The following is a 12,190-nucleotide window of genomic DNA, read 5'->3' as shown; positions in this document are numbered from 1 at the left end:
CACAAAAAAAGGGAGGCACCCCAACAAAGGAACGATGTCCTAAGTTGGGGTGCCTCCCCTAACAAGTGTCATTTTTTCTTGATTATAACGATTCAGCTCATGAATGTAAACAGTTGATCATGAACACCTTATTTCTCATTTCTCATCTCTGATTTTCAATAACGCTTCATCCAACGCAGCAACGACCTTGTCACACCAGCCATCAAATTCCGGATCTTCGGTCTGTAATTCAAGATGGGCCAGAATGTATTCAATCGTACTTCGTATGCCTTGGTCCGCTCTTGTCGTTGCTACAAATTCCGGAACAAGCCGTTTCAGCTTACTGTTGTCAAACACAACGGTATTGGCTTTGTCTCCCAGCAAACCGCCGCGAAGATCCTGGTCACTGCATGCTGCCAAGAATTCGGATGGTACATGTACCGCGTGGAGCTTAACTCCCAAGACGCCGGCAATAATCTCATGAATCTGATTCCAGGTGACGGATTCGTCCGAGGTGATATGTACCGATTCACCAATTGCATGGATATTTCCCATAAGCCCAATAAAACCTTTGGCAAAATCGGTGTTGTGCGTAATGGTCCATAGTGAGGTACCATCTCCATGGATGATAACAGGTTTGCCTTCACGTATGCGCTTGAGAACCTGCCAGCTGCCTTGAGCACCATGAACACCAAGAGGTACAGATTTGTCGCCATACGTATGGCTTGGACGCACAATAGTCACAGGGAATCCATGCTCGCGGTATTGTTTCATCAGATAGTCTTCACAGGCAATCTTGTTGCGAGAATACTCCCAGTACGGATTCGATAAAGGTGTCCCTTCCGTGATCCGGTAATCAGCCAAAGGCGTCTGATACGCAGATGCTGAGCTTATAAAAATAAACTGCTTTGTTTTATCCTTAAATAAACGGTAATCTCTCTCCAATTGGGATGGTACAAAGGCAATAAAGTCTGCCACAACATCAAATTCCAGATCAGCGATCAGTTCTGCTACACGTGTCTCGTCATTAATGTCCGCTTGAAGTACGTTGATTTCTTTAGGTAAGTCATGGTTATGATTGCCTCGATTAATCAAATACAGTTCACAGCCTTGCTGTGCAAGCATCTCCGTAATGGCCGTGCTGATGGTGCCTGTCCCTCCAATAAATAGCGCTTTCATTTTCGCACCTCCTGATCAATTTTACCCACTTTCCCATGATATCACGCACCAAAAAAAGGAGCAAAGCTCGGTGACCCGAAACCATGCTCCTTCTGCTTAGACGACCTTAATCGTTGCGTATATCATGTACATACCACAGTGAATCTCGTATTCGCCCTTTGGCAGATCTTTGTCGACCGTATAATAATTGGGTCCCTTTTGCATATACAGATCCATGCCAAGCTGCTGTGATCCGACTGATTTCACATGTGTCACCGACCGAGTCAGAATAAAGTTTATTTTGGTCGGTACACCAGCTTTCACCTCAATAACGTCTGGTCCAAAACCATCGTTGCTCACGTCCACATCAATGACTTCATATCCCTTCAAATCCTCCGGTGTCTCGGCTTGTGCAGTGACAGCACTTCCTGATCCCGGGGATACGTCTTTGCCCATAAAATAAACCAAAAATGATCCAAGCAGTACAACAACAGTCAGACCCAGCGTGATCCAAGGCCAGGTTTTTCCAAACCAGCTTTTCATATAAACACTCCTCATTCGATGGTTCCATCAATAATTAATCCACAGACGGATGTATTTTATAAGCATACCTGATTCGCATGACATTGAAAATGACCCCTCTGGGCTATTGTGTTTGAGCCATATAAATTGAACTAAAGAATATTTACACTGCACACTCCGATGACAGCACAACCTTCCGATCGCTGTTATCCCCAGATTTTTTGATTCCTTTTATATAGGGGAAGTCCGGGGATAGCTTATGCTTCCGATGCAGCTTTCTTTCAGAAAGCTTTTAGGCGAACGCTCCGCTTCTTCAGGTCCTTTCTGTCCTCTCCGTTTCGTGTAAATGTTTAGTTCAATTTATATAGAATATTTAAATAAAAAAGCCTGATTTCTCAGGCTTATCTACGGTTATTCCCGTTCATGCTCTGCAATATCCCTTTTCGTCTGGATCAGGAATAGATTGGTTTACTTCGACTACGACTTCTTCTCATGCGTAATTTATACAACTCTGGCAGGGCAACTCCAATGAGTACAATGATAACCCCGAACCATTGCAATCCGCTGACATGCTCATGGAGCACGATAGAGGATAACAGTACTGCAATTGGAAGCTCCACCGCACCCAAAATTCCGGCCATGTCGCCTCCAATATGCGGAACGCCGATAGCGAACAATACCGGTGGAATGAATGCTCCGAAGAATCCGAGCAGCAGTCCAAACACAAGCAACTGGCTCCAGATCAATCCATTGAAGAGGAATGTCGGCGGGAACAAAATGCACAGCAGGATCAATCCGCCTGTTACCATCCACGCACTACGAAAGGCCGGATGCGCTGAAGGAACCGCTTTGCCGCTGAACAATACGAACAGGGAGTAACTTACCGCTGCCATTAGTCCAAGAGCAATACCCAGACCGTTGAACTCACCCAGTCCCTGTTCCAGGAAACCCGCTGCCAGCAAAGTTCCGCCAAACAGCACGATCAACGTCAGGAATGTGACTTTGTCTGGACGTTGACGTTTGCTTATCGCCTGAATCAATACACTAATCCAGGTGAACTGGAACAGCAGGATAATGGCAAGTGAAGCCGGGATGTAACGCAAAGACTGATAATACACAAGACCCGTAATTACCGTTGGTGTTCCGGCAGCCATCAATAACAGACGTTGTTTCCACGTCAACCGCTTGAATACCTGTGCCACAGCTCCTGATGATTGGCCATCTGCCTGTGATTTGCGTTTTGTTCTAAATTTTGTGTATAGCGCCAGCATCCATGAAAGAAGAAAACCCGTAATCAGCTGTGTTCCCACAACTTCACCAAGTTTATATCCTTCGCCATACGCCAGAACCACAATCGTGGATAATATGCCATAGCTCATCGCTCCCGCGAGAACGGACAGATAATATTTCATTTGTGAATAAACCTCCTGATGATAAGAAAATACGCCTGCATGATTGGTTCATGCCAAGGTCACAGACACATACAAATGCAAAAAATCCTAACTACGAGCAAGGAATATATTGATTCCTTGGCATCGTAGTTAGGAAGTATAGGCTTCCCGTAGAGACCCTCGCCCTGTGTACACTTTCGGCCTGCGAGGTTATACGAAATGATATATGCAATTTGATGTAATTCGTGTGTGACGACTTTTCATATATTACATGGGAGGTGAGGTGCTGTCAACCCTATTCCGTATAAAAAAACGTCAGGTTCGATTAGAGGCTGAGGAATCCCACTCCAATGTTTGCTGTAAACCTGCCTTCAACCCATCCAGATCCAGCCCATCCACGGCAAAAGCCTCACGGATCAAAGGTGGCGCGACAAATTCATCATACTTGCCCAGATAGGGTGCTTCATCTTCAGCCAGTAGCGCAGATGCATCTTCAGCCATCCGACATTCGCTCATAATCTCGGCTAACAATGTCCGTTCATCGACCTTGCCGGATACTACAAAATAATATGGTTCCATGGGCACTACCGAACGCAAAGCCAGTTTGCCCGACAGATTATGCTTCATCAGGCGCTCCAATGTACGGAACGATTTACTCCCTACCCAAGGAAGTACATACATCGAATCTCCCCCAGCCGGAATAACAACCTGCTTCAACAGTCCGCTTTCACGAGCTAGACGGCGTGCCCGTTCAAGTCGATTGACGGCTTGGGGTGATAGGTAGGGATAGATCACTGAGTCGGACAACACTTCACGCATTTTCTGTACCACCGTTGTGTGGATGTCTCCGCCCGCTCCAAGCCATAACGTATCCACTTTACCTTTGGCAGACTTCACATACACAGCCTTGTGCTTGTGATCAACTTCTTCCACTTTCCACAGTTTGCCTGCGAGCGAGAAGCAATAGCCTGGCGGGGGCACGGTTGTAATGGAACCAATCTCTTCCGAGCCGTTCAGTACTTTATGTTCCTCATCGTCCTTAAACACCGCATAGAAGCGATAATTGTTTACGATTTTCTCACCTGTCAGTCCGATAATCAATGTCCGGTCCTCTGTCCATTGCAGATGATCCGTCTCAATGAGGTAATTCAGGAAAGCCTGATATTGATCTGGTCTAATCAACGCAAAGGGGGCCAGCGAAAGGATGGCTTCTGCAAGATCTCTCGGCTCCGCCTCCCCCATACTTTTCAGCATGCTCATCGTCTGATGGTAGAGCACCCCTATGGGCATTTTGCGGGCTTCAAGCGGCTCGACCCACTTTGTTTTTACATATAGTTCGATAACAGCAATTGCACGCATTAACGTCCACGGCATACGTGCTGGTAATTGCGCTTCCTCATCCTCTTCCTCCGGACATACAAAAAGCATCTCTGATGCCATGTCCTCTCGTCTCCCCGAACGTCCCAGACGCTGTACAAAGCTGGACGCACTATACGGTGCACCAAGCTGAACCACACGTTCCAGTTCGCCCAGATCGATACCCAGTTCGAGCGTGACCGTTGCTGCAGCAACCGCAGGCCCCGATCCGGTGCGCAGGGCAGCTTCCGTTTCCTCCCTGAGCATGGCGGAGATACTTCCATGATGCACATGGAACACATCACGCTCTTGCCTGCGAGCCGCGACCCGCCGCATCTCAAGAATAGTCACCTCAGCGTCCGTACGACTGTTGGTGAAGATCAATGCTTTTTTACGATGTGTGCTCTCATAGATGAAGTCGTAGTACGCTTTGCGTGCGTTATGAAGCTGCTCCGCCTGCTCCTCGTCCTGTGCATCTGGAAAAGAGAAATGTTCCACCCGCAGCCGCAGCTTGCGACCACCTGGAGAAGAGACCACATCCACTCCCTGCTGTGTTCCGGCTGCAAGCCAAGATGTAGCCGCATCATAGTCACTAAGTGTAGCCGACAATCCAACTCTTCGCGGTGCACAGCCAGCCATACGCTCGATTCTGGCAAGCTCGCTGAGCACTTGAATCCCCCGATCTGCTCCCATGAAGGCATGTACCTCATCAATGATGACATAGCGCAGATCATGAAACAGCGCCGGGATCGCATTCGGTCGATTCATAAGCAGACCTTCCAGCGATTCTGGCGTAATCTGAAGCACACCGGACGGATTTTTCATCAGTTTTGTTTTCTCCGCCTGAGGCACATCCCCATGCCAATGCCAAACCGGAATATTTCCTTCGGTTAACAGATCCTTAAGACGTTCGAATTGGTCATTAATCAGGGCTTTCAAAGGTCCAATGTACAGAATGCCAACTGATTTGGAAGGCCGTTCATGCAGCTCGGTCAATGCAGGAAAAAAAGCCGCCTCCGTTTTGCCGGAGGCCGTGCCTGCCGCAATCAGCATATGATGCGGGGTATGAAAACAGATATTGCAGGCCTCGATCTGAGCAGGCCGAAGCGATTCCCATCTTTTTTTATATATAAATTCCTGCACGAATGGCGCCAGCCGATAGAATGGATTATCACTCATAATTCAAACTCCGCCAGAAAGTCGTCCAGATCATCCGAATTTGCGGAAGCATCCGCTCCTTTACCCGGTTCCTGGGGTTTGGCAGCCCGTTCACCAAGTAATTGCGTATAAGTCACTTCGGGATTCTGATGGAGCGTATGCAGTACATCCATAAAGTCCCGTACCACTTCACGCGTGGTCAGCAATTCATCCGCCCCCAGTCGATTCACCGCCGTTTGCATAAAATCAACCAATTGTTCATCCGTCAGACTTGCACTGTATCCAAAATGCAACGCATGAATCTGCCGCAGCTTCTGGAGCAAAATCAGAATCTCTTCATGTGATAACATTGCAAGCTTCAGAATCGGGCCTGTATAATTTGCATACGCTTTGGCTGCATAACGACCATCAATAAGCCTGGAGCGAAGCGCTTCATAGCTATATAGTCCGCGCCGTTCATCCTCCACAAATTGCGGCGTACCGCCTACAAATATGCCCAGGTGCTCCGCCTTGCCCTGCATTGTATCATTGAACATGGTCAGCAATTTCTCATAATTGCTTTGACGAGAGACGCTGTTTGTAATTTTGTACAGATTCACCGCTTCATCAATGAACAACAGCAATCCTTTGTAACCAATGCGCGCTGTGAATTCAGACCACAATTTGAAGTAGTCATACCAGTTGTCATCGTCAATGATAACACCGACAGACAGTTCTTTTTTTGCTTCCGTTTTGGTTGCAAATTCTCCTCGAAGCCAGCGCAGTGCCGCCTGTTTGCGATCATCATCAGCGAGCTTGTACCCATTCCAGTAGGAAGCCAGTACCTTGGCAAAATCAAAGCCGTGAACCAGATTCTGCATCTCCCCTGTCACCGCATAGATCTGCTTCTCTACTTCCAGCGGCAGAGCGGGATCATCCGGGCGCAGGTTCTGACTTTGCATCGTGGATTGTTGCAGGCCTGCGATCCATTTTTGCAAAATCGGCTCCAACGCTCCCCCATCCGGACGTGTACGTGTAGACAGACGAGTCATTAGTTCGCGATATGTCGCAAGTCCCTGCCCTTTGGTGCCCACCAATCGTCGCTCTGGTGACAGATCGGCATCTGCTACAACAAAGTCGCGATCCATGGCATAATTACGAATCATCTGCAAAAGAAAGCTTTTCCCACTACCATAACGCCCGGTAATGAGTTTGAACGCGGCGCCACCCTCGGCGATATTGTCCATATCTCTCAAGATGGCTTCCACTTCCGGTTTTCGGCCAACAGCAATCTGCTCCAGTCCTATGCGCGGGACAACACCCGCCGTTAACGAATTGACAAGTGCGGTGGTCAGCCGCTTTGGTATTTTAAGTTCTGTCACTTACGTATCACCTCTTCACATGTTCGAACACATCTATATAATCCGGAACAATCCGATCACCATCAATCAGAAGATCACCGATCGTATCCATAGCCACATCATTAATTTCATCGAGCAGAAGCGTAGGCATCGTTCCATATTGCTCAGCCAGACGTATCAGCTCCTTATCAGGGTTAGCGCCAAGAAGAGCATGAATCACTTGCACCTGCTGAGGGGATAGTCCCTTGGCAAATAGCAGCCATTGTTCATCCAAATCAACCTCTGCACTCACGTCCCATTGCAACCCAATTGATGCTGTTGACCCTTCTATTGCAGTCTCTCTTACCGATGGGTCCGGCTGCATGGAATCTTCTGTTGGTGTGATCTCATGCCTTGCTTCCAGTGCGTCGACTGGATTACTTGTAACATTTGCGTTATGAACCTCATCATCCTTCACTTCAGAAGGGTGATCATCCTCAATTGTAAGTGCCATTCGTACGTATTCACTTTCTTGCTGTAACGATGCCAATTTTTCCGTATCAATACGAATCACCGGTTGTTCCACCGTCTCGGCCTGATCAATCGCATATGCTTTGTCCAGGTAACGTTCAATCAGATTCGCAAGTTCAGGCTCTAATGTTTGTCCACGCAATCTGCCTCTGAATCCGAGCAGTTCACGAAGTTTATTTTCAGTACATCGATAGATCCGCGTAACCATCTGTACAAATTCAGCCTGTTCACCAATGGGCATATATCTGAATGATACCAATCTTCCATAGATCGAGTCGTCATAGACCGCTTTGCGAAACAGTATGCGCTCCACCGTACGTTCTTCGTTGGGTTGAAACTCTGGCAACAGTCCAACTTGCCGCGTACGTTCCAGGTACGATTGAACCAAGGCCATGACCCGTGGGATATACTGCTCCATCACTTCTTTGCCGCCATCTCTATAGAACTTACTGAGTGTAATATCGTAATCATAGTATCTTTGCAGCATATTCAGTGAAATTTCCGAGACTTTATTCTGTAAAATACGTTGCAGCTCCATATCCAGCATCTCTGCTGGCAAATATCCGCCCGAAAGGTCCATAATCTCGGATAATGACCTCTCCATCTCATGGACCAACACATAATCGACCATCCACTCTTGCATATATATATTTAATTGAGGGAGCCGTTCACGGTAGTTCACCCATAGCTGTTTTAATTGATCATACCCCTCCTGAGAATTCTGCCAGCCAATGCCGTTAATCAACTCATAGATATGAACAAATAGATAGGACAGATCGGTATCCGGGTATCTCCCCTGCCGTACTTCCTTCCTCCAATACAAATACCACTTGCGCTGGGCTTCGTTCATTACGCCATATGTGGGCCAGTAGCTCATAAAGGGAACCCAGGGGGACACATCTCCCTCCATCTCTGACCACTGCTTTGCTTCCTCTACAAAACGTTTCTCCGAAGACAATATGCCTCCACGATGCTGCATCGCATGATGTGCAGGTTGCTGCACAATGGTTGAACGATCAGGAACCGGAACCGCTGCTGTTACGGGTTCTTCGCTCAGATCTATCTCCATAAATTCCAATTGTCTAGAGTTGTCTTTCATAGAACGTTATCTCACCCTCCTCCGAGACAGAATACGAACAAGTGTATCCATAGGGATCATTATAACACTAGTGCTGTGTCTGCGGTGATGAAATTAACACATTATTAAAACCAAAAAAAGAGAGCATTTCTGCTCTCTCATTTAGTTCATATGGATATGATATTGATCCAGGTGTATTCGTTAAAAAGTAAGGTTACATGCCCTAAATCAGACTACAATTGCTCGATTCTTCCCTTCACTCTTCGCTTGGGCCAGCGCTTGAGTAGCTTTTTCAATCAGATCGGATGCACTTGACTGCTCATCAGGTACCAGCACTGCACCCCCGACACTAACCGTGACGATCCCGCTCGGACCCGATAATTCTCGCTGGATCTGCAGAGCCAGAACATGTTGTCTAATCTCTTCCGCAAGCTGTGCTGAATGTTCAGAAGTTGTGCTCTTCATTTTCAACATGAAGGTACCTCCGCGAAGACGGGATATTAGTGCGTTGTGCTGCTCACTGACCACGGTGAGTACCTCACCGATCCATTGCAGACACAGATCGCCTCCCTGAAGTCCGTATGCCGCGTTATATGAACGGAAATCATCGATATCTATAATGAGCAACCCCAGACTACATTTCTCCTCCAAACAATCATCCCAGTCATCCTGAAGCTGAGACTTGAACACCGTTTGAATTGGCATATCTGTTAACGGATCTGTGTTCAGATAATTTTGCAGCTGGCTTGTCGTTTCGGTGTAATGGTCATGTTCATGGTGAGACGCCCCGCTGTGCAGAAGCACCATCACAGAAGGTTTTCCTGCATGCGTAACAGCAGCGAGTGTAACTTCAAGCAACAGTGAGGTACCAACCGCTGTAGTGAAATAGGACTGACTTGTAATCAAACTTGTGTTGTTGTGCTTTAATTCCTCAAAATTCTGTTGCAAGGTAACTCTCGTATTGTCAGGTACAAATTCTCTAAAATCCTTACCCATCAGGTTTTGGGAACTCTCGAACCCGAGCAGTTCAGCTGCCTTTGTATTACAATAGATAATCTTACCGTCCGTCAGAGTAAAGAATGCCACGGGCGAATAATCCATTAACTGCAAATAACGCTGTTCATTTTGTCGCAAAATACGAGCGTTCTGAAGTGCCTGTTCCTCAGCCTGAACCAACTGATTCTCCGTCTGCCGACGTACAATGGATTTGAGTAAAGGTAACACACTTAGTTCTTTCGTAGTCCACGGATACGAAGTTGACTTTACAACCTCACGCCATTTCTCGAATGATTTACGAGGTGATAATCGCATGCCGTCATCCGTTTTGAGCACCGCTTTGGCTGGGTCACCCGCCCACTCAACAACCTGCTCAACCTCAGGTCGGAACCAGATCATGTAGTTATGCTGTCCAGGCGAAATGGCAACATAAATAACCCCGGAAGCCTTATCCGGATAAGCTTTGGCTGTTTCATACTCTGAACTCAGTTTCGAAGTGTAGTAACTGTAATCCTCAGAATTTCCTGCAAGCCAACCTGCCAGTTCACGAATCTGGCCGCTGTTAGGCGTTTTACCATATAACAATAACTTGTCCTGGTAACAGATCGCTGCTCCGGCAGCATCCATCAGTTTCAATACTGTCTCTTCTTCTCCCTGTAATTCCTCAAGTACTCGGGCAGGACTTGTGTTTCCAATAAAAATGTTGGCAATTCGTGAAGCAGCTTCACGAGATTGAATCTCGGATTGGTAATCATCTAACTGCTGACGCTGGAACAATTCATTGGAGAAGAACGCCCCCAGGAAATTGCACAGATTCCGCACACGATGGGGGACATATCTGGCCGAATAATGATGGCATGTGATGAGTCCCCATAGCTCATTGTTATGAATGAGCGAGATCGTTACGGTCGCACCTACACCCATATTATGCAGATATTCGATGTGAAGTGGCGATACGCTACGCAGGACCGAAAGACTCAAATTCAGCGGTTTGCCAGTCAGTGGTTGTAGCATAGGTACAATTTCGACCGGTTTATAATTTACATTCACGATAGTCCGCAGCCAATTGCGAAGATACAACTCCCGAGCTTGTTTTGGTATATCCGATGCTGGATAGTGATGTCCCAGGAATGGTTCGAGTTCTTGTTCACGCGCTTCAGCAATAACTTTACCATTCCATTGCTCGTCAAATTCATAGATCATCACCCGATCGTAACCGAGCATTTCCTTGACCTGTTCAGCTGCAATCTGACTTGCCTCCACGCGGCTATCTGTGCTTTTCATCCGACCGAAGAATCGGGATATCCACTCGAAGTCAGTAGTCTCCACGTCCTCTTTTTCGTCATAAGGCTCGATCTCCAGAATGAGCAAACCTTCACTTTCATGAAGCACAGAAGAGAAGACCCGTTCCTCACCAGATACCTTAATGGTAAGATCCATGTAATGCAGGTCAGAGGTAACATTCGCATTGAAGCTGCTTCCCAACAGTTTGCTTACTTCTTGCTCGCCAATCAGGTTCTCCAAAGGCATGCCCAGAACATCCTCATAGGCAATACCCAGATGGTCCTCCGTATTTTGGCTACACTGAACAATAGTTGGCGTAAGACTGGTATTGATGGCCAAAAGAACACCATGAGGTTGAATAAAGCCGGGGATATGAATTGGTTCTTTATCACAGTTATTCAGATCTATCGGATCAGTTGTGTATGTTCCCTGATGAAGCAATGTGCGGTTCAACAAATTTTGTTCTTTCTTGGACTTCGGTTCGGCCATGGCCAGGAAAATCCCCTCTCATGATGTTATATAAGCTGAAATAATGATTATTTACATTGCACTACGATGACAGAATAACCTTCCAATCGCTGTTATCCCCAGATTTTATCGATTCCCTTTTCTAAGGGAAAAATCCGGTTATAAGCGTATGCTTACGATGTAGCTTTCTTTCAGAAAGCTTTTAGCGAATGCTTCGCTTTTCCAGGTTTTTTCTGTCCTCTTCGTTAGGTGTAAATGATTAATTCAACTTATATAGATTTCTTTTAAAATATGAAAAAAAGTCCGCCCTACGTATTAATCCACTGATCCAGCAGTCGAAATGTCTCTGATGCACTGTGCACCATGTTGTCATGATCTTCTGGACTGGTGATGGACTGCTGCAGCAAAATCATAAACTCGCTCCATCTTGTTCTTGTCTCTGAGCCATAAGCGTTGAAATATTCCAATCCACGATCAGCTTCAATGGGCAGGAACTGCGACAAACGTTTGGTCATGATCTGTCCACCGTTCGTGGACCCCTCAATGACATACATGTATCCAAACAAACGGGCTGGTGTCGAAATATCCGGAAGTTCTTTGCAGAGCGGAAGTTGGCTAATTTCCTCTTCACTTGCACCAAGATTGTGCAGATCTTTCTCCAGTAGTCCAGCCTTGCCTCTAATCTCGATATCCAATCCCGTACTTCCCCAGAAAGGCTGCTGTACAGCTTGATCTTCCAGCGGTTTGAGGAATCCATAAAACTTTTCTAGATATGTTCTATATTCTTCTATAGTCACAGTTTGATTCATAATGGCTTTTGCATAAGGGTTCTGTTCTACTTGTCTGTGGTAATGAGCTGTCTCGCTCTTCAGACGTTCCATAATAGTTGTTGCTGTCATCGTAGTTATCCCCTTTCACAATCTGCTCTGCTGTTGCAAACAGCTCATTTA

At 46.6% G+C, this 12,190-nt stretch carries 8 protein-coding genes and 1 riboswitch; all 8 genes read right to left on the bottom strand.

What is annotated here, in order from left to right; all coding sequences use genetic code 11:
• Nucleotides 1–135 precede the first annotated feature (135 nt).
• A complete protein-coding gene (locus tag MKZ12_RS13465) occupies nt 136–1,158 on the bottom strand; it encodes an SDR family oxidoreductase (RefSeq protein ID WP_339260840.1) in 1,023 nt (340 codons plus the stop codon).
• A 96-nt stretch (nt 1,159–1,254) separates the two neighbouring features.
• The gene (locus tag MKZ12_RS13460; RefSeq protein ID WP_339260839.1) at nt 1,255–1,680 is read right to left on the bottom strand and encodes a cupredoxin domain-containing protein; all 426 of its coding nucleotides are present in this window, start codon (nt 1,678–1,680) and stop codon (nt 1,255–1,257) included.
• Between the two features lie 431 nt (nt 1,681–2,111).
• Nucleotides 2,112–3,071 carry a DMT family transporter gene (locus tag MKZ12_RS13455; RefSeq protein ID WP_339260838.1) on the bottom strand — a complete coding sequence of 320 codons (960 nt, stop codon included), beginning with the start codon at nt 3,069–3,071 and terminating at the stop codon, nt 2,112–2,114.
• A 106-nt stretch (nt 3,072–3,177) separates the two neighbouring features.
• Nucleotides 3,178–3,288: riboswitch (purine riboswitch) on the bottom strand.
• Between the two features lie 77 nt (nt 3,289–3,365).
• Nucleotides 3,366–5,585, bottom strand: coding sequence for a DEAD/DEAH box helicase (locus tag MKZ12_RS13450; protein ID WP_339260837.1), 2,220 nt, complete (start codon nt 5,583–5,585; stop codon nt 3,366–3,368).
• Nucleotides 5,582–6,925 (bottom strand): ATP-binding protein, encoded by a 1,344-nt coding sequence (locus MKZ12_RS13445; RefSeq protein WP_339260836.1) that lies wholly within the window; start codon nt 6,923–6,925, stop codon nt 5,582–5,584. The genes MKZ12_RS13450 and MKZ12_RS13445 overlap by 4 nt, the downstream gene beginning before the upstream one ends.
• Before the next feature lie 7 nt (nt 6,926–6,932).
• Nucleotides 6,933–8,513 carry a TerB N-terminal domain-containing protein gene (locus MKZ12_RS13440; RefSeq protein ID WP_339260835.1) on the bottom strand — a complete coding sequence of 527 codons (1,581 nt, stop codon included), beginning with the start codon at nt 8,511–8,513 and terminating at the stop codon, nt 6,933–6,935.
• Nucleotides 8,514–8,720: 207 nt separating this feature from the next.
• Nucleotides 8,721–11,261 carry a diguanylate cyclase gene (locus tag MKZ12_RS13435; protein ID WP_339260834.1) on the bottom strand — a complete coding sequence of 847 codons (2,541 nt, stop codon included), beginning with the start codon at nt 11,259–11,261 and terminating at the stop codon, nt 8,721–8,723.
• A 287-nt stretch (nt 11,262–11,548) separates the two neighbouring features.
• Entirely contained in the window at nt 11,549–12,139 is a 591-nt protein-coding gene (locus tag MKZ12_RS13430; RefSeq protein WP_339260832.1) for a biliverdin-producing heme oxygenase, read from the bottom strand.
• Between the last annotated feature and the right edge of the window lie 51 nt (nt 12,140–12,190).

The organism is Paenibacillus sp. FSL R5-0713 (assembly GCF_037973325.1).
Classification (GTDB): Bacteria; Bacillota; Bacilli; order Paenibacillales; family Paenibacillaceae; genus Paenibacillus.
Note: the sequence above shows the minus strand (reverse complement) of the source record. Positions and strands in the feature narration are given on the sequence as shown.

Coding starts and splice junctions, on each gene's coding strand:
- MKZ12_RS13455 (WP_339260838.1), bottom strand. CDS start 3,071: ATGAAATATTATCTGTCCGTTCTCGCGGGAGCGATGAGCTATGGCATA.
- MKZ12_RS13435 (WP_339260834.1), bottom strand. CDS start 11,261: ATGGCCGAACCGAAGTCCAAGAAAGAACAAAATTTGTTGAACCGCACA.
- MKZ12_RS13465 (WP_339260840.1), bottom strand. CDS start 1,158: ATGAAAGCGCTATTTATTGGAGGGACAGGCACCATCAGCACGGCCATT.
- MKZ12_RS13440 (WP_339260835.1), bottom strand. CDS start 8,513: ATGAAAGACAACTCTAGACAATTGGAATTTATGGAGATAGATCTGAGC.
- MKZ12_RS13450 (WP_339260837.1), bottom strand. CDS start 5,585: ATGAGTGATAATCCATTCTATCGGCTGGCGCCATTCGTGCAGGAATTT.
- MKZ12_RS13430 (WP_339260832.1), bottom strand. CDS start 12,139: ATGACAGCAACAACTATTATGGAACGTCTGAAGAGCGAGACAGCTCAT.
- MKZ12_RS13460 (WP_339260839.1), bottom strand. CDS start 1,680: ATGAAAAGCTGGTTTGGAAAAACCTGGCCTTGGATCACGCTGGGTCTG.